This window comes from Escherichia sp. MAL-1, assembly GCF_052948035.1.
Genome location: NZ_CM129609.1, coordinates 4,360,860 through 4,382,008 on the forward strand (window position 1 = coordinate 4,360,860; position 21,149 = coordinate 4,382,008).

The 21,149-nt window shown below is 53.1% G+C and carries 20 protein-coding genes and 3 tRNA genes; 3 read left to right on the forward strand and 20 right to left on the reverse strand.

Features of this window, described 5'->3' with window-relative positions; translation table 11 throughout:
- Positions 1-2: 2 nt before the first annotated feature.
- The 15 genes from ACU8XX_RS21775 to nnr form a co-directional block, all read right to left on the reverse strand.
- Positions 3-404: a YjfI family protein gene (locus tag ACU8XX_RS21775; RefSeq protein WP_000220137.1), complete on the reverse strand. Its 402-nt coding sequence runs from the start codon at positions 402-404 to the stop codon at positions 3-5.
- Positions 405-530: 126 nt separating this feature from the next.
- Positions 531-1,262: a 23S rRNA (guanosine(2251)-2'-O)-methyltransferase RlmB gene (gene rlmB, locus ACU8XX_RS21780; protein ID WP_001293282.1), complete on the reverse strand. Its 732-nt coding sequence runs from the start codon at positions 1,260-1,262 to the stop codon at positions 531-533.
- A 179-nt stretch (positions 1,263-1,441) separates the two neighbouring features.
- The gene (gene rnr / locus ACU8XX_RS21785; RefSeq protein ID WP_000076316.1) at positions 1,442-3,883 is read right to left on the reverse strand and encodes a ribonuclease R; all 2,442 of its coding nucleotides are present in this window, start codon (positions 3,881-3,883) and stop codon (positions 1,442-1,444) included.
- Positions 3,884-3,921: 38 nt separating this feature from the next.
- Positions 3,922-4,347, reverse strand: coding sequence for a nitric oxide-sensing transcriptional repressor NsrR (gene nsrR / locus ACU8XX_RS21790; RefSeq protein WP_001177644.1), 426 nt, complete (start codon positions 4,345-4,347; stop codon positions 3,922-3,924).
- Between the two features lie 204 nt (positions 4,348-4,551).
- The gene (gene purA / locus ACU8XX_RS21795; protein ID WP_000527955.1) at positions 4,552-5,850 is read right to left on the reverse strand and encodes an adenylosuccinate synthase; all 1,299 of its coding nucleotides are present in this window, start codon (positions 5,848-5,850) and stop codon (positions 4,552-4,554) included.
- Positions 5,851-5,953: 103 nt separating this feature from the next.
- Positions 5,954-6,151, reverse strand: a complete 198-nt coding sequence (locus tag ACU8XX_RS21800) for a DUF2065 domain-containing protein (RefSeq protein ID WP_001089295.1) — start codon at positions 6,149-6,151, stop codon at positions 5,954-5,956.
- An 81-nt stretch (positions 6,152-6,232) separates the two neighbouring features.
- Positions 6,233-7,237 (reverse strand): protease modulator HflC, encoded by a 1,005-nt coding sequence (hflC, locus tag ACU8XX_RS21805; protein WP_001232412.1) that lies wholly within the window; start codon positions 7,235-7,237, stop codon positions 6,233-6,235.
- Positions 7,238-7,239: 2 nt separating this feature from the next.
- Complete coding sequence (gene hflK / locus ACU8XX_RS21810; RefSeq protein ID WP_000312488.1) at positions 7,240-8,499, reverse strand: FtsH protease activity modulator HflK; 1,260 nt, start codon at positions 8,497-8,499, stop codon at positions 7,240-7,242.
- 85 nt (positions 8,500-8,584) lie between these two features.
- Entirely contained in the window at positions 8,585-9,865 is a 1,281-nt protein-coding gene (gene hflX / locus ACU8XX_RS21815) for a ribosome rescue GTPase HflX (protein ID WP_000460360.1), read from the reverse strand.
- A 75-nt stretch (positions 9,866-9,940) separates the two neighbouring features.
- Positions 9,941-10,249 (reverse strand): RNA chaperone Hfq, encoded by a 309-nt coding sequence (hfq, locus tag ACU8XX_RS21820; protein ID WP_001051883.1) that lies wholly within the window; start codon positions 10,247-10,249, stop codon positions 9,941-9,943.
- An 85-nt stretch (positions 10,250-10,334) separates the two neighbouring features.
- Positions 10,335-11,285 (reverse strand): tRNA (adenosine(37)-N6)-dimethylallyltransferase MiaA, encoded by a 951-nt coding sequence (miaA, locus tag ACU8XX_RS21825; protein WP_001280345.1) that lies wholly within the window; start codon positions 11,283-11,285, stop codon positions 10,335-10,337.
- Complete coding sequence (mutL, locus tag ACU8XX_RS21830) at positions 11,278-13,125, reverse strand: DNA mismatch repair endonuclease MutL (RefSeq protein ID WP_446908313.1); 1,848 nt, start codon at positions 13,123-13,125, stop codon at positions 11,278-11,280. The genes miaA and mutL overlap by 8 nt, the downstream gene beginning before the upstream one ends.
- 9 nt (positions 13,126-13,134) lie before the next feature.
- Positions 13,135-14,472, reverse strand: coding sequence for an N-acetylmuramoyl-L-alanine amidase AmiB (gene amiB, locus ACU8XX_RS21835; protein WP_000990333.1), 1,338 nt, complete (start codon positions 14,470-14,472; stop codon positions 13,135-13,137).
- Positions 14,473-14,490: 18 nt separating this feature from the next.
- Complete coding sequence (tsaE, locus tag ACU8XX_RS21840; RefSeq protein WP_000981977.1) at positions 14,491-14,952, reverse strand: tRNA (adenosine(37)-N6)-threonylcarbamoyltransferase complex ATPase subunit type 1 TsaE; 462 nt, start codon at positions 14,950-14,952, stop codon at positions 14,491-14,493.
- On the reverse strand, positions 14,924-16,471 hold the full coding sequence (gene nnr, locus ACU8XX_RS21845; RefSeq protein ID WP_001295189.1) for a bifunctional ADP-dependent NAD(P)H-hydrate dehydratase/NAD(P)H-hydrate epimerase: 1,548 nt from the start codon (positions 16,469-16,471) through the stop codon (positions 14,924-14,926). The genes tsaE and nnr overlap by 29 nt, the downstream gene beginning before the upstream one ends.
- Here nnr and queG point away from each other — a divergent pair.
- Positions 16,470-17,609 carry a tRNA epoxyqueuosine(34) reductase QueG gene (queG, locus tag ACU8XX_RS21850; protein WP_001294219.1) on the forward strand — a complete coding sequence of 380 codons (1,140 nt, stop codon included), beginning with the start codon at positions 16,470-16,472 and terminating at the stop codon, positions 17,607-17,609. The genes nnr and queG overlap by 2 nt on opposite strands.
- Here the strand turns inward: queG and ACU8XX_RS21855 are convergent.
- The 5 genes from ACU8XX_RS21855 to orn form a co-directional block, all read right to left on the reverse strand.
- Positions 17,592-17,645, reverse strand: a complete 54-nt coding sequence (locus ACU8XX_RS21855) for a hypothetical protein (RefSeq protein WP_010723271.1) — start codon at positions 17,643-17,645, stop codon at positions 17,592-17,594. The genes queG and ACU8XX_RS21855 overlap by 18 nt on opposite strands.
- A 233-nt stretch (positions 17,646-17,878) precedes the next feature.
- A tRNA-Gly gene (locus ACU8XX_RS21860) sits at positions 17,879-17,954 on the reverse strand.
- Between the two features lie 35 nt (positions 17,955-17,989).
- A tRNA-Gly gene (locus tag ACU8XX_RS21865) sits at positions 17,990-18,065 on the reverse strand.
- A gap of 36 nt (positions 18,066-18,101) precedes the next feature.
- Positions 18,102-18,177 (reverse strand) — tRNA-Gly (locus ACU8XX_RS21870).
- A 210-nt stretch (positions 18,178-18,387) separates the two neighbouring features.
- Positions 18,388-18,933, reverse strand: coding sequence for an oligoribonuclease (orn, locus tag ACU8XX_RS21875; protein WP_001295188.1), 546 nt, complete (start codon positions 18,931-18,933; stop codon positions 18,388-18,390).
- A gap of 94 nt (positions 18,934-19,027) precedes the next feature.
- Here orn and rsgA point away from each other — a divergent pair, with 94 nt between their 5' ends.
- On the forward strand, positions 19,028-20,080 hold the full coding sequence (rsgA, locus tag ACU8XX_RS21880) for a small ribosomal subunit biogenesis GTPase RsgA (RefSeq protein ID WP_000041964.1): 1,053 nt from the start codon (positions 19,028-19,030) through the stop codon (positions 20,078-20,080).
- A 96-nt stretch (positions 20,081-20,176) separates the two neighbouring features.
- Positions 20,177-21,145 (forward strand): archaetidylserine decarboxylase, encoded by a 969-nt coding sequence (gene asd / locus ACU8XX_RS21885; protein WP_016241789.1) that lies wholly within the window; start codon positions 20,177-20,179, stop codon positions 21,143-21,145.
- Positions 21,146-21,149 lie beyond the last annotated feature (4 nt).

Sequence of the window (21,149 nt, forward strand, 5' to 3'; positions counted from 1 at the left end):
AATTAGTGTGAATATTCTTCTGTAATTTCAGCCAGATCCAATGCGTTATCTACCAGCGAGGTTATCTCAAGCAGGATATCTTCAAGAGAAGATTTAAGCGATAACGCCCCGAAAACAATGTAATACTCTTCCTGTTGCACGCTGGAGATTCCTACCGATGACAACGGCATCATCTTCTGATTTCTTAATAAGAAGGTATTAAATTCATCTGGATTGCTGATACTACTTACCGGACAAATAAAGGTTTCGATAATCATTTGGCGGGAAGTAAAAAGAATATTGATTTGCAAATCGCCATAATCATTCATTTTAATAATTAATGCGCTCTCGCTATTTGTCACATCAATATTTTGTTCAGGTACAGTTTGCAGCGCCGTCGCCAGCGCCAACGGATTCCATGTCATATATTATTCCATATAGATTTAGTTTAAATATTAATAAAATGAATATTTGCAGTACGTAATTATCTTACCAGCTATAGACAAAAAAAAACCATCCAAATCTGGATGGCTTTTCATAATTCAGACGAACTAGCTGCGCTGACGAACCGCTTCAAATAAGCAAATTCCGGTTGCAACCGAAACGTTCAGGGAAGAAACACTTCCTGCCATTGGGATGCTGATCAACTCATCGCAATGTTCACGGGTCAGGCGACGCATACCTTCACCTTCCGCGCCCATCACCAGCGCCAGGCGTCCGGTCATTTTGCTCTGATAGAGTGTATGATCCGCCTCGCCTGCCGTACCGACGATCCAGATATTCTCTTCCTGCAACATACGCATGGTGCGCGCAAGGTTAGTCACCCGAATCAGTGGAACGCTTTCTGCCGCGCCGCAGGCTACTTTTTTCGCCGTAGCGTTGAGCTGTGCGGAGCGATCTTTCGGCACAATCACCGCGTGAACGCCAGCAGCGTCCGCGCTACGCAGGCACGCGCCGAGGTTGTGCGGATCGGTTACACCGTCGAGGATCAGCAGGAACGGTTGATCGAGCGAAGCGATCAGATCCGGCAGATCGTTTTCCTGATACTGACGTCCTGGCTTCACGCGGGCGATAATGCCCTGATGCACGGCACCGTCGCTTTTCTCGTCGAGATATTGGCGGTTTGCCAACTGGATAACCACGCCCTGAGACTCAAGGGCGTGAATCAGCGGTAACAGACGTTTATCTTCACGGCCTTTTAAAATAAAGACTTCCTGAAAACGTTCAGGGGCGCGCTCCAGCAGGGCCTGCACTGCGTGGATGCCGTAAATCATTTCGCTCATTAATGTACTCGTTGTTTACGTTTTGCCTGATGCACTACGTTTATCCGGCCTACATGATCTCTGCAATATATTGAATTTGCGTGATTATGTAGGCCGGATAAGGCGTTCACGCCGCATCCGGCATGAACAAAGCGCATTTTGTCAGCAATCTAACCCTCTTCTTTTAAAGAGGGTATTGATCACTCTGCCACTTTTTTCTTCGCCGCACGCTTCGCTTTGGTCGCTGCGGCTATTTTCTGCGTTTTCGCCGATGGCTTTTTCGCTTTTCTCGCGTCTTTCTTCGCCGCTTTCGGCTTCGTTTTTTTCTCACCGCGGAAGGCGCTGTCTGGCTCAAAGTTTACCTTTTTACCGACCTGACGACGCTTGCCGCCTTTTTTGCCTGCATCGCCTTTTTTCGCTTTCTCGCGCGCCGTTTTACCGACGTTGCGCGGTGCGCGTTCACTGGAGATCAGACTAAAGTCGATTTTGCGCTCGTCCATATTAACCGCTTCGACGCGAACTTCCACGCGATCGCCCAGGCGATAAGTCTGGCCGCTGGATTCCCCCATCAGGCGTTGCCCTACCTGGTCAAAGCGATAGTAGTCATTGTCCAGCGAAGAGACATGGACCAGACCATCAATGAACAAGTCGTCCAGACGGACGAAGAAGCCAAAGCCAGTGACGCTGGAAATTACGCCTTTAAAGACGTTACCTACCTGGTCGAGCATGAAGTCACACTTCAGCCAGTCAGCGACATCGCGCGTTGCTTCGTCGGCACGACGTTCCGCCATCGAACAGTGCTGACCCAGTTGCAACATCTCTTCCATCGAATAATGGTAGCCGCCGGTTTCAGTGGTGTTGCCCTGATGCCCCTGCTCTTTCGCCAGCAGATATTTAATGGCGCGGTGCAGCGTCAGGTCAGGATAACGACGAATCGGTGAAGTAAAGTGCGCATAGGACTGCAATGCCAGACCGAAGTGACCACGGTTTTCTGGATCGTAAATCGCCTGTTTCATCGAGCGTAGCAGCATGGTTTGCAGCATTTCTGCATCAGGACGGTCGGCAACCGACTCCAGCAGTTCCGCGTAGTCACGCGGTTCCGGCTTGTTACCACCCGGCAGCTCCAGCCCCAGCTCCGCCAGCACTGAACGGAAAGAGGTAATCGCTTCGGTGCTCGGCTTGTCGTGAATACGGAACAGTGCCGGTTCTTTGGCTTTCTCAACGAAACGCGCCGCCGAGATATTCGCCAGAATCATGCACTCTTCAATTAATTTGTGCGCGTCGTTACGCTGGGTCTGTTCGATACGTTCAATACGGCGTTCAGCGTTGAAAATGAACTTCGCTTCTTCGCTCTCAAATGAGATCCCACCGCGTTCTTCACGGGCTTTATCCAGCACTTTATAGAGGTTATGCAACTCTTCGAGATGCTTAACCAGCGGGGCGTACTGCTCGCGCAGATCCTGATCGCCCTGCAGAATATGCCAGACTTTGGTGTAGGTCAGACGCGCGTGAGAGCTCATCACCGCTTCGTAGAATTTGTAGCCCGTCAGGCGGCCTTTCGACGAAACCGTCATCTCGCACACCATACACAGGCGGTCTACCTGCGGGTTGAGCGAACACAGGCCGTTAGAGAGCACTTCCGGCAGCATCGGGATAACCTGCGAAGGGAAGTACACCGACGTGCCACGGTTACGCGCTTCTCTGTCCAGCGGCGTTGGCGGACGCACATAGTAGCTGACGTCGGCAATCGCGACCCATAAACGCCAGCCGCCGCCGCGTTTTTTCTCGCAGTAAACTGCATCGTCAAAGTCACGGGCGTCTTCGCCATCAATGGTGACCAGCGGTAAATCGCGCAGATCAACACGGCCCGCTTTTGCTTCTTCCGGCACTTCTTCTTTCAGCCCGGCAACCTGTTGCTCAACAGCCTGCGGCCAGATGTACGGAATTTCATGGGTACGCAGAGCGATATCAACCGCCATGCCGGTGCCCATATTGTCGCCCAGCACTTCGACGATTTTACCCACCGCTTTGGTGCGGCGAGTCGGACGCTGAGTCAGTTCGACTACGACCACAAAGCCCATCCGCGCGCCCATGATCTGATCGGGCGGGATTAAGATATCGAAGCTCAGACGGCTATCGTCAGGAACCACAAAGCCGACGCCCGCTTCAGTAAAGTAGCGACCAACAATCTGGCTGGTTTTTGGCACCAGTACGCGGACAATACGCGCTTCACGACGACCTTTACGGTCAGCGCCCAGCGGCTGCGCCAGCACCTGATCGCCATGAATGCAGGTTTTCATCTGCTCGCTGGAGAGATACAAATCATCTTTACGCCCTTCAACCCGCAGAAAGCCGTAGCCATCACGGTGGCCAATAACGGTACCTTTCACCAGGTCGAGGCGTTCCGGCAGCGCATAGCACTGACGACGAGTGAAGACCAGTTGACCATCGCGCTCCATCGCGCGCAGGCGGCGACGCAGGCCTTCAAGCTGCTCTTCGCCTTCAATGTGCAGTTCTACCGCCAGCTCATCACGGCTGGCCGGTTTTTCACGTTTGGTTAAATGTTCGAGGATAAATTCCCGACTAGGGATGGGATTCGCGTATTTTTCAGCTTCGCGTTCCTGGAAAGGATCTTGTGACATCTCGGTTCCTCCGTTGTCATCTCTGATGAAGATTTTCGTCACTCCACCAGCAATAATTTATAAAGCGGTTGATTCTCTTCAACCAAATCGGCAAGCGTGTAGTTATCCAGTTCCGTAAGAAAACTTTGCACGGCCTTAGAAAGCGCCTGTTTCAACCGACAGGCAGGTGTAATGTGGCAAAACTCACTGCTGCAATTCACCAGCGATAAGGGCTCCAGCTCGCGCACCACATCACCAATACGTATCGCACTCGCCGATTTACCCAGGCGAATGCCGCCATTTTTTCCACGAACAGCAGTCACGTAGCCGGCACGACTAAGTTGATTGATTATTTTGACCATATGATTACGGGAGACGCCGTAGACGTCAGTCACTTCAGAAATACTGGTCATCCGCCCTTCTGGCAATGACGCCATGTAGATCAGCGCACGTAATCCGTAATCAGTGAAACTCGTTAACTGCACATCAACCTCAAAAGGGAAATCGGGAAAAAATACATTTATATTGATGATAAACCAGCCACAAGCTGTGTCGCTAATTTATTTCAGTTCGGGGAAGGAAAAAAGCGAGGATTTAACACTGTGTCGGATAGCGTAATGGCTTAACCGACACAGCAATGTATCACACTGTTAGCCCGGCAGGCAAAATATCTGCCAGGCGTACCAGAATTACGCGTCGAACGGATCGCGCAGAATCATGGTTTCAGTACGATCCGGACCGGTAGAGATGATATCGATCGGCACACCAGTCAGCTCTTCAATACGCTTGATGTAGTTCAGCGCCGCCTGCGGCAGACCGCTACGATCTTTCACGCCGAAGGTGGATTCAGACCAGCCCGGCATGGTTTCGTAAATCGGCTCTACACCTTTCCAGTCGTCAGCTGCCAGCGGAGTGGTAGTCACTTCGCGACCATCCGGCATACGGTAAGCCACGCAGAGTTTAACCTCTTTCAGGCCATCCAGAACGTCCAGTTTAGTCAGGCAGAAGCCAGACAGGGAGTTCAGCTGTACCGCACGACGAACGGCAACGGTGTCCAGCCAGCCGGTACGACGACGACGACCCGTAGTTGCGCCGAATTCGTTACCCTGCTTGCAGAGGAACTCGCCAGTTTCATCAAACAGTTCGGTCGGGAAAGGACCTGCACCTACACGAGTTGAGTAAGCTTTGAGGATACCCAGAACGTAATCAACATAACGCGGGCCCAGGCCGGAACCGGTCGCCACGCCACCAGCAGTGGTGTTGGAAGAAGTTACGTACGGATAAGTACCGTGGTCGATATCCAGCAGCGTACCCTGCGCACCTTCAAACATGACGAAATCGCCACGCTGACGCGCCTGGTCGAGCAGGTCAGAAACGTCAACCACCATAGAAGTCAGGATGTCGGCAACAGCCATCGTATCATCCAGAACTTTCTGGTAATCAACCGCTTCAGCTTTGTAGTAGTTAACCAACTGGAAGTTGTGATATTCCATCACTTCTTTCAGTTTTTCAGCGAAGGTTTCTTTGTCGAAAAGGTCGCCAACACGCAGACCGCGACGTGCTACTTTATCTTCATAAGCAGGCCCGATACCACGACCGGTGGTGCCGATCGCTTTCGCGCCACGCGCTTTCTCACGCGCGTTATCCAGCGCAACGTGATAATCAAGGATCAGCGGACATGCTTCAGACAGCAGCAGACGCTCACGAACGGGGATGCCACGGTCTTCCAGTTCTTTCATCTCTTTCATCAGCGCGGCCGGAGACAGCACAACACCGTTACCGATGATGCTGGTTACATTCTCGCGGAGAATACCTGATGGAATAAGATGGAGAACGGTTTTTTCACCGTTGATTACGAGAGTATGGCCTGCGTTGTGACCGCCCTGGTAGCGTACAACATATTTAGCCCGTTCAGTCAGAAGATCGACGATCTTACCTTTACCTTCGTCACCCCATTGGGTGCCCAGTACGACGACGTTGTTACCCATTTTTCAAAATCACCGTTTGCTTAAAAATGGATTCTACCATCGCTTTTTCAGAGTTACAGCACTTTTTGCACTCAAAAATGACCTCGATCAGTCTGTTTTTTGTTCAGCCAATCGTTTTCCTCAACATGTAGTAGACCACAACGCCCGCAACCACAAGTCCACCGCCAAAACGACGTAAAATATTATCGGGCAAATTGGTCATCGCAGAGATCATCTTCTTCCATGCCTTCGGGTAAAGCATCGGCCCTAAACCTTCCAGTACCAAAACCAGGGCAAGCGCCAGCCAGATTGTCGAATTCATTCATTATCCTTATAGAAAAAGAAAACCACCGACATCCCTGAGGATGCGGTGGCTTTATTGACCTGTACCGCAGTCGTTATATTAACGCGTTGCGGAAGTCGGCGTCTTCATGTAGCGGAAGAAATCGCTATCCGGGCTCATGACCATCACGTCCTGATTGCCAGAGAAGCTGTTCTCATAAGCACGCAGGCTACGGATGAATGCGTAGAAGTCCGGATCTTTACTGAATGCATCAGCAAACAGTTTGGCTGCTTCGGCATCGCCTTCACCACGCATGATACGGCCCTGACGCTCAGCTTCTGCCAGCGTTCTGGTCACTTCATAGTCGGCAGTCGCGCGCAGTTTTTCCGCTTCTTCCTGACCTTGTGAACGGTGACGACGCGCTACCGCTTCACGCTCGGCGCGCATACGGTTGTAGATCGCTTCAGACACTTCGGTAGGCAGGTTGATCTGCTTAATTCGCACATCGACAACTTCAATACCCAGCGCCGCCATACTGTTCGGGTTGATGACCGGAACTTTGCCCTTCGTCTCAGCCGTTACGCGCTCTGCCGCTTCGGCAATGGCGTTATCTGCCGCCGGGGTAGTAACTTCATCTTCTGTACCCGCAGAACCGGAGTTCAGCGCGTCACGTACTTCGAGGGTCAGACGACCACGGGAATCGGTGACGATGTCTTTCACGTCCAGGCGACCAATTTCAGAACGCAGACGGTCAGAGAACTTACGTTTCAACAGCACTTCCGCTTGCGAAATGTCGCCACCACCCGTTGCCAGGTAGTAACGGCTGAAATCGCTGATGCGCCATTTGATGTAAGAGTCGACGATCAGGTCTTTCTTCTCTTTGGTCACAAAGCGGTCGGCCTGGTTGTCCATGGTCTGAATACGTGCGTCGAGCATTTTCACCGTTTCAATGAACGGTATCTTGAAATGCAGACCCGGCTCATAAACCAGAGGTTTGTTGTCATCGTCACGCAGTACCTTACCAAAACGCAGCGTAATACCGCGCTCACCTTCTTTGACGACAAAGACAGACATGTAAAGCACTACCAGCACGATGATGATAATCGCGATAACTGACTTACGCATCGTTATTCCCCCTGACGCTGGTAGTCGTTACGCTGCGCGTTGGCGCGGCGTTGGTCCATAATATCGCCCTGACTGGTGGACGACGTGTTGCTTGCTCCACTGGTTGTGGAGGAAGAGGCTGGCGGCAGACGCAGCAGATTGCTGGCACCGTTATCGCTCTTCGCCGCAGGGGCGTTACCACCTTTCAGCATCTGGTCTAACGGCAGAACCATCAGGTTGCCACCTTTATCGTTAACCAGCACTTTGCGGGTGTTGCCCAACACTTTTTCCATCGTCTCGATATACAGACGCTCGCGAGTAATTTCCGGCGCGGCTTTATATTCCGGCAGAAGTTTAGCAAAGCGCGCCACTTCACCCTGGGCTTCCAGGATGGTCTGGGCCTTGTACGCACGCGCCTCTTCGAGGATACGTTGCGCCTGACCGTTCGCACGCGGCTGAACTTCGTTGGTATACGCTTCTGCTTCACGAATGTATTGCTGTTCGTTTTCACGCGCGGCAATCGCATCGTCAAACGCCGCTTTTACTTCTTCCGGCGGACGAGCAGCCTGGAAGTTGACGTCCAGCAGCGTGATACCCATGTCATACGGACGAATCGTCTCTTCCAGTTCGCGCTGAGTATCGCTACGAATCACGGTACGACCTTCCGTCAGAATGCGGTCCATGGTGTATTTACCGATAACTCCACGCAGGGCGCTGTCGGTAGCCTGACGCAGGCTGTCATCCGGGCTGGTCACGCTATACAGATATTTTTCCGGATTGGTGACGCGGTACTGCACGTTCATCTCAACGCGCACTACGTTCTCGTCCGACGTCAGCATCACACCAGAAGCGGCCAGTTCACGCACGGCTTCCACGTTCACCGGTTTGACTTCGTCGATAAACGTCGGTTTCCAGTTCAGACCCGGCTCAACCAGATGGCTGAATTTACCAAAGCGTGTTACCACGCCGCGTTCGGCTTCTTTAATGGTATAGAAACCACTGGCCGCCCAGATAATGACAATCGCTGCCGCTGCGATGGTAACGACACGACCGCCAAGCTGCGGGCGCGGGCCTTGCGATGAACTGCCACCGCCAGATCCGGTGCCTTTACCGCCGCCCAGACCACCGAGCTTTTTGCTCAGTTTGCGGAAGATATCATCTAAATCAGGTGGCCCTTGATCGCGACCGCCTTTGTTTCCATTTCCCTCAGAGTTGCCGCCAGGTTTGCTGCTTCCCCACGGGTCGCGGTCTTGTCCGTTATTACCGGGCTGATTCCACGCCATGTTTGTGCTCCATATTTGTTATGCGGTGATCCCTGTTGTCTTTCGACGCCAGAGGATATGACTCCACGCTTCAGACGCTACGCCGTTAGATCAGGTAATCGATCAACGCCGGTTCTTGTTTACAGAGGCGACGCCAGTCAACGATCGGCATACGAACTTGCAGACTTACGCTGCCGTCCTCCTCCATCCACTCTTTTTCTATTGCCTGAAGCTGATAAAAACGACTTCTCAGACGCCCTTCCTGCGGTGGCAGACGCAATGTATGCTGCGCCACCTCGCCGGAAAGCCGCTCCGTCAAAGCCTGAAAAAGCTGTGGTATCCCCGCTCCGGTCTGTGCGGAAAGCCAGACACGGATCGGTTTGTTCTCTTCGTCCCGATCAATACGCGGTTCGAAATCTTCCAGCATATCGATCTTGTTCATCACCAGCAGGGTTGGGATCTCGTGAGCGTCGATCTCTTCAAGAACCGTATTCACCGCTTCGATGTTTTCTTGTACACGCACATCCGCCGCATCAATGACGTGCAGCAGTAATGTGGCTTGCCGCGTCTCTTGTAACGTGGCTTTAAATGCCGCCACCAGATCGTGCGGCAGATGGCGAATAAACCCTACGGTATCTGCAAGTACGGTTTCACCGACATCCGCGACGTCAATACGCCGCAACGTCGGGTCGAGGGTGGCAAACAACTGGTCTGCCGCGTAGACCCGCGCTTCGGTGATGCGATTGAAAAGGGTAGATTTACCGGCGTTGGTATATCCCACCAGCGAAACAGTAGGAACGTCGGCTTTGATACGCGATTGCCGCCCCTGCTCACGCTGCTTTTCAACTCTTTCCAGGCGCGACTGTATCTGCACGATGCGATTACGCAACAAACGACGGTCGGTTTCGAGCTGGGTTTCACCCGGACCACGCAAACCTATCCCGCCTTTCTGTCTTTCAAGGTGGGTCCAGCCACGCACCAGGCGCGTAGCCAGATGGCGCAGCTGCGCCAGCTCAACCTGCAACTTACCCTCATGGGTACGCGCACGTTGGGCGAAAATATCTAAAATAAGGCCGGTGCGGTCGATAACACGACACTCGCACAAACGCTCCAGGTTACGCTCTTGCGCCGGGCTCAGGGCATGGTCAAAAAGAACGACCGAAGCACCCGTCGCTTTGACAGCTTCCGCAATTTCAACTGCTTTACCTTCACCTACAAAATACTTTGGGTGCGGCGCTTTACGGCTACCGGTAATCACCTGCAATGCTTCGACACCGGCGGAAGAGACCAGAGATTCAAACTCCTGGAGGTCTTCCATATCTTTGTCTTGCGTAAAATAGATGTGTACCAGTACCGCCTGCTCACCAGCATCATAACGGTCAAACAAGCGTATAACCCTCTAAATAGATCAGCGGGGAACGCAGGATCGCTGGCTCCCCGTGTAAAAAAACAGCCCGAAACCTTATTCGGTTTCTTCGCTGTCCTGTTGCGCGGAAGTATTCTGCGCGCTGCTACCATGATGGTAGTTACTGCTGGTACCGCCACCGGCGTTGTTACTGTGATGAGAAACCGGGCGAGACGGGACAACAGTAGAAATCGCGTGCTTGTAAACCATCTGGCTGACCGTGTTTTTCAACAGGATCACGAACTGATCAAAAGACTCGATTTGCCCTTGCAGCTTAATACCATTCACCAAATAAATAGAAACTGGAACACGTTCCCGACGCAGTGCGTTCAGGAACGGATCTTGTAAAGATTGCCCCTTAGCCATTCTCTCTTTTCCTTATATGCTTATTTGTACTTTGAACCTTTCGATTCTGAAAAAATTGCGCACGATACGTCTCAATTGTACACATTCAGCCTGCGATAGCACCAACAACCTGTAATACTTCGTCACGCGCCTGTTCTGGTTTTTCACTGTCAAGCCAGTGAACCCCTTCCCAACCACGCAGCCAGGTTATCTGCCGCTTCGCCAACTGTCTCGTGGCGCAAACACCTCGATAAACCATTTCATCGTATGAGATTTCGCCTTCAAGGTAAGACCACATCTGGCGATAACCCACGCAACGAATGGAAGGCAAGTCCGTATGCAAATCTCCTCGGGCAAAAAGCGCCCGGACTTCTGCTTCAAAACCTGAAGCCAACATCTGATGAAAACGCTGCTCAATGCGTTGATGGAGCAGTTCACGGCTCGCCGGGGCGATGGCGAACTGATGCACCTGATACGGTAGAGCGTCTCCTGACGTTTGCGTCAGTTCCGTTAAAGTTTTACCCGAAATGAAAAAAACTTCCAGTGCCCGGGAAAGCCTTTGTGGATCATTTGGATGAATCCTTGCTGCCGCAACCGGATCTACCTCCTGAAGTTGACGATGCAATGACTCCCAACCTTGCTCTGCCGCCTGTTGCTCAATTCTGGCCCGTACTTCCGGGTCTGCCGACGGTAGCGGCGACAACCCTTCCAGCAATGCCTTGAAATACAACATCGTACCGCCCACTAACAGTGGGATCCGCCCCGCCGCGGTGATATCGGCCATTTCCGCCAGCGCATCGCGGCGAAAATCAGCAGCCGAGTAAGCCTGCGACGGATCGCGAATATCCAGCAATCGGTGCGGCGCGGCGAGTAACTCTTCAGCGTTCGGCTTCGCCGTCCCGATATCCATCCCTTTGTAAATAAGGGCAGAATCAACGCTTATCAACTCTACTGGTAAAATTTTACGCAGCTCAATGGCTAACGCCGTTTTACCGGAGGCCGTCGGCCCCATCAAAAAAATCGCCTTAGGCAGGCTCGCCTTACTGATATCACTCATCTTTCAGGGCTTTTATCGCCGGATGTAAATCAACAGATTGTAACAGACCACCCGGCGGCGTTTTCACAAGTTGCGGACATAACCGTTCCACGTCCGCCAGCAGGGTTATGGCCTGTGCCATTGACCACTGCGCATGTTCGCTCATCAGATTTCGTGCAATCCACTGCGCAATATTGCCAGGTTCGAATACGGACTGCTTCGCCAGGTAGCCTATCAGTTCAGGAATCAAGATTTGTAAATTTTGTTGGCGTAAGGGTAAAGGCACTGCCCTGATGGTCACATGCTGTGCATCTGACTGGAAATCAATACCCAATTCCGCCAGGGCAGACTGCGCTTTTTCTAATGCCGATTTTTCTTCGGCAGAAACTTTTAGCCGCAACGGAATCAGCAGCGGCTGGGCGCAAACGGGCGCTTCACCCGGCGTCAATTGTGCCTGACGCAGCCAACGTTCTGCCACTGGCAAGGATAAAAGTGAAATGTTGCCGTCGCGCTCCAGCAACGCACAGTCGGAATGGACGATAGTCAGTACCCGACCAAAACTCTGACTGTTCGCCGCAAGTGCAGGTTCCTGCGGTTCCGGCGCTTTTAATTTTTGCATCGGCGCGGGCGTTTGCAAAAGCTGGCGATACACTTCACCTTGCTGTTTCTGGTAGCCTGGCTGCGCATTCGGCCAGGGGGCAGCCGGACGACTGACTGATGCTGGCGCAGGAGTGTAGCGCGGAGCTACCGGCTCACGAGCTGCCGGTTCTGCAAAGTGATTGCGCCCCGCCGCCACGCGGTTTTCCGGAATGGAACGCGGTGCAGGTTGGGGTTCATCGTCCAGCGGTAGCGGCGTTTCCAGTTGCTGTTGTAGCACGCTCAGCACGCCCTGATAGATAAAATCATGCACCAGACGCGACTGATGGAAACGCACTTCGTGTTTGGCGGGGTGCACGTTGACGTCCACCTGATGTGGGTCGATCTCCAGATACAACACAAATGTCGGTTGCTGATCGGCCCCCAGTTTGTCTTCGCAGGCCTGGCGGATCGCGTGATTGATCAGGCGATCGCGCATCATGCGACCGTTCACGTAGCAATACTGAATTTCTGCCAGTGCGGGCGTGGTGTGATTTGGATCGGCCACCCAGCCGCGTAGCGTGAGATCGCCGTGTTGCCATTCAATCGCCAGCGCTTGTTCAAGAAAAGCGGTGCCGCAAATCGCGCCTAAGCGCCGTTCTTTTTGCCCGCCTTCCGGCACTGCGCGGTACTGACGCACAATTTTACCGTTATGCGACAGGTTGATCGTGACGTCGAAACGCGCCAGCGCAATGCGGCGGATGATCTCATCAATGTGGTTAAATTCGGTTTTCTCGGTGCGCAGGAATTTGCGCCGCGCCGGGGTGTTGTAGAACAGATCCAGCACCTCCAGCGTCGTCCCCACAGGATGCGCCGCCGGTTTTACCGTCACGTTCATATCGCGCCCTTCGGCATAGGCCTGCCAGGCTTCCTGCTGTTCTGCGGTGCGTGAAGTGAGCGTCAGGCGGGAAACCGAACTGATACTCGCCAGCGCCTCACCGCGAAAGCCCAGGCTGATAATGGCTTCGAGATCGTCCAGAGAGGCGATTTTACTGGTGGCATGACGAGCCAGCGCCAGCGCCAGCTCATCTTTTTTGATACCGCAGCCGTTATCACGAATGCGGATAAGTTTCGCCCCACCGCGTTCGATATCAATATCGATACGCGTCGCACCTGCATCGAGGCTGTTTTCCACTAGTTCTTTGACTACCGACGCAGGTCGCTCGACCACCTCACCTGCGGCAATCTGGTTCGCCAGTTGTGGCGGTAAGACCTGAATTGGCATCAATCGTCCTTAGTTTGGCAGCGTGCGATCTGGCGTCGTCACCGTACTGGCAGTTTGTGCCGTTGCACCCTGCGGCGCAGATTGCATCGGATGCGCAAGGAAGTAATTGCGCAGGCCTTTGTAAATGGCTTCTGCCAGCTGTTGTTGGTAATCGTCGCTCGCCAGCAAACGTTCTTCGCTGTTGTTGCTGATAAAACCGGTTTCGACCAGTACTGATGGGATATCCGGCGAGCGCAGAACGCCAAGGCTGGCGTGTTCTGGTCGACGTTTATGTATTTCGCCAATGCGTTGCAACTGACTGATCATACTGGTCGCTACATCATACCCTACCCGCTGGGAATGACCGAACTGTAAATCCAGCACCGCCTGGCTTAAATAGGGGTCAGACTGACTGTTCGCCAGCACATCACCCGCCCCACCCAGCAGCTCCGACTGTTTCTCGTGCTGCTCCAGCCAGCTGGCCATTTCACTGTTGGCGCGACGGTTAGAGAGCACCCATACGGAAGCGCCAGTCGCACTGCGGTTCGGTGCGGCATCAGCGTGAATCGACACGAGGAAATTGGCGTTTTGCTTACGTGCCACATCACTGCGCCCCATCACCGAGATAAAGTAATCCCCGTCACGGGTTAAAACGCCTTTAAACATCGGATCGTCATTGAGCAAAGTACGCAATTTACGCGCGATGGCGATGGTGACATTTTTCTCCCGCGTACCACCGGGGCCGATAGCGCCAGGGTCCTGACCGCCGTGTCCGGCATCAATAGCGATGATAATTTTATCGCCAGTGTTAGCCGTCGCGCGCGCTGCCGGACGCGTTACCGTATTACTGCTGATAACACCCGTAGTGCGGTTACTTTCCGTTTTAAACGGATTGCGCGCCGGTTCGCTGACGCGCGGTGCGACAACCGCAGGCGTTTCAACGCGTTTCGCAACCACGGGCGGCGGAGGAGGCGGTGGCGGCACATCGGCGTTAATCGTAAAGACGACAGTGTAATTGCTGCCATTCTGCCGCTTCACCGCTTCGGTTTTACCGTTTTCGGTAAGATCGACCACCAGCCGTAGCGTTTGTGCATCTTTAGGCGTTCCAGAGCGAATCGCCTTCACCAGATTATTGCCGCTGAACAACAACGGCAGTCCCTGAATCACGCCCGTTTGTTTGATATCGAGCGCCACGGTGCGTTTGCTTTGATGGCTAAACGCATAATCAGGATCGCCAATAAAACTCAACGTTATCCGCGCCTGTTGATTACCGTTAGAAACCTGAATATCAGAGAGCGTCGCGGCACCCACCGGCGTGCACAGCAGCAGCAGCGTCGCTACCAACCAATTTCTGATGCGATACATCATCCCGCCACCTTTCAAAGGTTAACCGGCTAAACGCGCCAGCAACAATTCACCCGCAGAGGAAACCGCACTCACGCGCGCCTCACGGCCTTGTGCCTGATAATCAATGTGTATTTCGACATCCGGGTCAGGAAGAACACCTGTACCTTGTTGTGGCCACTCCACCAGGCAGATGGCATCGTTGGCAAAATAATCGCGGATCCCCATAAACTCCAGCTCCTCGGGATCGGCAAGGCGGTACAAATCAAAGTGATAGACCATTAAGTTGTCGAGCGTATAGGGTTCGACCAGCGTATAAGTGGGGCTTTTGACATTACCCTGATGACCCAGAGCCTGTAAAAAGCCCCGGCTAAAGGTGGTTTTACCTGCGCCTAAATCGCCATACAGATAGATTACGGTTGCGCCATCGCAGGCTTTCGCTACCCGCTCGCCCAGGTCTAATGTTGCCTGCTCATCAGGGAGCGGAATTACTCGATTCATCATGGTTTTTATCAGTCACTTCCGGGTTAACAATACGCTGTAGCGTGGAAAAGAGATCGGTTGCCAGCATCCCGCGCGTTCCAAAACGCGCCGCCAGTACGTCAGCTGCCGCACCGTGCGCGACACAGCCTGCACAGGCTGCATCATACGGCGACAGTTTTTGCCCAAGCAATGCGCCAATAATACCAGAGAGCACATCGCCCATGCCGCCGCTCGCCATGCCTGCATTTCCGGCATCAATAATGCCTAAAGCGTCAGGATGGGCGGCGACCACGGTTCCGGCACCTTTCAGCACCGCTACGCCGCCATAACGTTGTACCAGACGTTTGGCGCAATGTAAGCGGTCACTTTCAATTTCAGCGACGGAACAGCCTAACAACCGTGCGGCCTCGCCAGGATGCGGCGTGATCACGCGATTGTGACGCTTATCGGGATTGATTGCCAGCAGGTTCAATGCATCGGCATCCCACAACATCGGTTTGCGAAAATTCTCAACTTTTTGCAGTGCTTTTTTCCCCCACTCTTGCTGGCCCAGACCGGGACCAATCACCACCACATCGGCCCATTCCAGGCTTTCGGTAAGAGAGTCCATCGTCAGTTCATGCACCATCAATTCCGGTCGTGCAGTCAGCAGCGGCGCAATGTTTTCACTGCGGGTCAGTACTCGGACTAAACCAGCACCAGCACGCAGCGCCGCTTCCCCCGTCATACGAATAGCCCCCGCCGTGCCGTGATCGCCACCGATAATTACCAGCCGCCCGTGATCGCCTTTATGCGAAGTCGGGCGACGCGGTTTTAGCCAGTGAGAAAGTTGTTCTGCTGAAAACCGCTGAATTTTCGTCTCCTGACCTGCCAGCCAACTATCCAGCCCCAGTGAGTCAAAATGCAGTTGTCCGGTAACATCCCGCGCTTTTCCAGTGAGCAAGCCTGGTTTCAGCGCAATAAAAGTGATGGTGTGATCGGCGTTGATCACCGCGCCTGGCGTAGCGCCAGTTTCAGCCAGCAGGCCGGAAGGGATATCAACCGCCACAATCGGCGCAGGATGGGAATTAGCGTGGTCGATTAACTGGCTAATGGATTCGCGGGGCGCTTGCCGCAAACCGGTACCGAGCAGCGCATCAACAATCAGATCTACCGATTCGGGCCAGACAATATTCGAAGCATGGATCTCGCCACCCGCGTTTAACCATGCTTCGCGTGCCAGCGCGGCCTCTTCCGGCAACGGTTTGTCGCTCTCCTGGGCCAACAACGTGACCTCAATGCCGACCGCTTTGGCCAGTCGCGCGACCACGTAGCCATCGCCGCCGTTATTACCATGACCGCACAGCACCAGCCAGTGGCGGGCGTCAGGATACGCCGAACGACACACCTGGAATGCGGCCTCGCCAGCGCGAAGCATCAGCTCATAGAGTGTGAGCCCCAGCACATCTGCCGCCTCGCGTTCTCCGCGGCGGATATCGTCGGCGTACCAGACGGTGTGTGGTATACTTACGGGGTTTTTCTTCATTGTATGGTCCGTCATGTCAGAGCCCCTCGATCTCAATCAGTTAGCGCAAAAAATTAAACAGTGGGGGCTGGAACTGGGCTTTCAGCAGGTAGGTATTACCGATACCGATCTCAGCGAGTCCGAGCCCAAACTGCAAGCATGGCTGGACAAACAATACCACGGCGAAATGGACTGGATGGCACGTCACGGTATGCTGCGCGCTCGCCCTCATGAGTTATTGCCCGGTACGCTGCGCGTGATCAGCGTGCGGATGAATTACCTTCCTGCTAACGCCGCATTTGCCAGCACGCTGAAAAACCCCAAACTCGGCTATGTTAGCCGTTATGCGCTGGGCCGTGACTATCACAAACTTCTGCGCAACCGACTCAAAAAGCTGGGCGAGATGATTCAGCAACATTGTGTTTCGCTGAATTTTAGACCGTTTGTCGATTCTGCGCCTATTCTCGAGCGCCCGTTAGCTGAAAAAGCTGGGCTCGGCTGGACAGGTAAGCACTCACTTATCCTCAATCGCGAGGCCGGTTCGTTCTTCTTTTTAGGCGAATTGCTGGTCGATATTCCGCTGCCCGTGGATCAACCAGTCGAGGAAGGATGCGGCAAATGCGTGGCCTGTATGACGATTTGCCCGACCGGTGCCATCGTCGAGCCATATACCGTCGATGCTCGCCGCTGTATCTCTTATCTCACCATCGAACTTGAAGGGGCGATCCCGGAAGAGTTGCGACCGTTAATGGGAAACCGTATTTACGGTTGCGATGACTGCCAGCTTATCTGCCCGTGGAATCGCTATTCACAACTCACCACAGAAGAGGATTTCAGCCCGCGTAAGCCGCTACACGCACCGGAACTCATTGAGTTATTCGCCTGGAGCGAAGAGAAGTTTTTAAAAGTCACGGAAGGATCGGCGATTCGTCGTATTGGTCACCTGCGTTGGCTGCGTAATATCGCCGTAGCATTAGGCAATGCCCCTTGGGATGAAACGATTTTGACAGCGCTGGAAAGTCGTAAAGGTGAGCACCCACTTCTCGATGAGCACATAGCGTGGGCGATTGCGCAGCAAATAGAGAGACGAAATGCGTGCATAGTCGAAGTGCAATTGCCGAAAAAACAGCGTCTGGTTCGGGTGATTGAAAAAGGGTTACCGCGTGACGCCTGATTCATCCACAGCTTGTGAATAAAAATAAAAACGCATTGCAATTCAAGACGAATAAAATCGTCAAGTGATCGACTCGACAAAACGGAATCTTAATTTTTAACTTATCTATCAATAGGTTAAAAAAATACTATTCACCGTGCGAAGTTTCTTTGAAATTAAGATTACAGCCTGAGGCTGTGGATAACTCTGTTTACAAGAGTTTGTCAGAGACAACAAAAACCAGCAATAACGCATCGCGTCGCTGTGGATATTTTATTGAGAGAAGAATTTGGAGCGGGAAACGAGACTCGAACTCGCGACCCCGACCTTGGCAAGGTCGTGCTCTACCAACTGAGCTATTCCCGCTTGGGTGGTCTGTGCCTTACAGCACTTTCAAATTTTGGAGCGGGAAACGAGACTCGAACTCGCGACCCCGACCTTGGCAAGGTCGTGCTCTACCAACTGAGCTATTCCCGCTTGGGTGGTCTGTGCTTTGCAGCACTTTTCAAATTTTGGAGCGGGAAACGAGACTCGAACTCGCGACCCCGACCTTGGCAAGGTCGTGCTCTACCAACTGAGCTATTCCCGCGTACTACTTAATTTTGCTTTCGTAATTTTCGCATTTCTGCGTCGTTACGGGAGGCGCATTATACGAGAAATCTTTCCCTCTGCAACCCCCCAAAAAAGTTTTTTTTGCGTTTTTATCTCAAGTGCTGAAATTATCAGCAAGACGTTCAATTTAGCGTCAAAATCACGCCGCCGCAAGTGGATTCCGGCGCTTACGTGACCAGGAAAAATTTTACAGCTTGATAAAATGCTCGCGGTAGTAAGCCAGCTCCGCCACCGATTCACGGATATCATCCATCGCCTGATGCGTCCCCTGCTTGGTAAAACCATCCAGAATTTCCGGCTTCCAGCGGCGCGCCAGCTCTTTCAGGGTGCTGACATCGAGATAACGGTAGTGGAAGTAGGCTTCCAGCTCCGGCATGTATTTAAACAGGAAACGACGGTCCTGACCGATGCTGTTACCGCAAATCGGCGATTTTCCCGCAGGCACCCACTGTTTTAAAAATTCGAGCGTTGCCAGTTCAGCTTCCCGATCGCCCATCGTGCTCGCTTTCACGCGCTCTACCAGCCCGCTGGCGGTATGGGTGCGCACGTTCCAGTCATCCATCAGCGCCAGCTGTTCATCAGACTGGTGTACTGCAATGGTCGGCCCTTCTGCCAGAATATTCAGGTTGGCATCGGTCACCAGCGTGGCAATCTCAATAATGCGATCGCGCTCGGGATCCAGACCGGTCATCTCAAGATCGATCCAAATCAGGTTGTTTTCATTGGCACTCATGCTATTTTCCACCCATTCACAGTGACTATATTGATCCACAATTGCGTGTATCATAGATGTTTTGCCCATCAGGGGCGACCAGGAGTCTGTACGATTGAGTAAAAATAAACTCTCCAAAGGCCAGCAGCGCCGCGTGAACGCCAATCACCAGCGTCGTCTTAAAACGTCTAAGGAGAAGCCCGACTACGACGACAATCTGTTTGGCGAGCCTGATGAAGGTATCGTCATCAGCCGCTTTGGTATGCACGCTGATGTGGAATCCGCCGATGGCGACGTTCACCGCTGCAATATTCGCCGTACCATCCGTTCGCTGGTAACCGGCGACCGCGTAGTCTGGCGTCCGGGTAAACCGGCGGCGGAAGGCGTAAATGTCAAAGGGATCGTGGAAGCGGTGCATGAGCGTACCTCGGTGTTGACGCGTCCGGATTTCTACGACGGCGTAAAACCTATTGCCGCCAACATCGACCAGATTGTCATTGTCTCCGCCATTTTGCCGGAGCTGTCGCTCAATATTATCGACCGTTACCTGGTGGCCTGCGAAACCTTGCAGATTGAGCCGATTATTGTGCTCAACAAGATAGACCTGCTGGACGACGAAGGCATGGCGTTCGTCAACGAGCAGATGGATATCTACCGCAATATCGGTTATCGCGTATTGATGGTTTCCAGCCATACTCAGGATGGGCTAAAACCGCTGGAAGAGGCGTTGACCGGGCGCATCAGCATTTTTGCCGGGCAGTCTGGCGTCGGCAAATCCAGCCTGCTGAATGCGTTGCTGGGGCTGCAAAAAGAGATCCTGACCAACGATATCTCTGACAACTCGGGGCTCGGTCAGCACACCACGACCGCCGCTCGGCTGTATCACTTCCCGCACGGCGGTGATGTGATTGACTCCCCAGGAGTGCGTGAGTTCGGCCTCTGGCACCTGGAGCCGGAACAAATCACTCAGGGCTTTGTCGAATTCCATGACTATTTAGGTCTGTGTAAATATCGCGATTGCAAACACGATACCGATCCGGGCTGCGCTATCCGGGAAGCGGTTGAGGAAGGGAAAATCGCGGAAACCCGTTTCGAAAACTATCACCGTATTCTGGAAAGCATGGCGCAGGTAAAAACGCGTAAAAACTTTTCTGATACGGATGACTGACAATTAAGCTAACCGTCGTTAGAATCGTCCCCTTTTTTTCAGGATCCGGCATGTAGGCCGGATCAGGAACGACAAAACAATGGCCTGGAGGCTACCTTGTTAAATTCATTTAAACTTTCGCTACAGTACATTCTGCCGAAACTATGGCTTACTCGCCTGGCGGGTTGGGGCGCAAGCAAGCGGGCAGGATGGCTGACAAAACTGGTTATCGATCTGTTCGTTAAATACTACAAGGTCGACATGAAAGAGGCGCAAAAGCCGGACACCGCCAGCTACCGCACCTTTAACGAATTCTTTGTCCGTCCGCTGCGTGACGAAGTACGCCCAATCGATACCGATCCGAATGTACTGGTCATGCCTGCCGATGGCGTTATCAGCCAGTTGGGTAAAATCGAAGAAGATAAAATCCTGCAAGCCAAAGGCCACAACTACAGCCTCGAAGCCCTGCTGGCAGGCAACTATCTGATGGCGGACCTGTTCCGCAACGGTACGTTTGTGACCACTTACCTCTCCCCGCGTGACTACCACCGCGTACACATGCCGTGCAACGGTATTCTGCGTGAGATGATCTACGTGCCGGGCGATCTCTTCTCCGTTAACTATCTCACGGCTCAGAACGTGCCGAATCTGTTTGCCCGTAACGAACGCGTGATTTGCCTTTTCGATACCGAATTTGGCCCAATGGCGCAGATTCTGGTCGGAGCGACGATTGTTGGCAGCATTGAGACGGTCTGGGCGGGCACCATTACGCCGCCGCGCGAAGGTATCATCAAGCGCTGGACCTGGCCTGCCGGGGAAAACGACGGTTCTGTGGCACTGCTGAAAGGCCAGGAAATGGGTCGCTTTAAACTCGGTTCCACCGTTATCAACCTGTTTGCACCGGGTAAAGTGAATCTGGTTGAGCAACTGGAAAGCCTGTCTGTCACGAAAATTGGCCAGCCGCTGGCAGTATCTACCGAAACCTTTGTTACGCCAGACGCTGAACCTGCCCCGCTTCCTGCTGAAGAGATCGAAGCAGAACACGACGCCAGCCCATTGGTTGACGACAAAAAAGACCAGGTCTAATCCA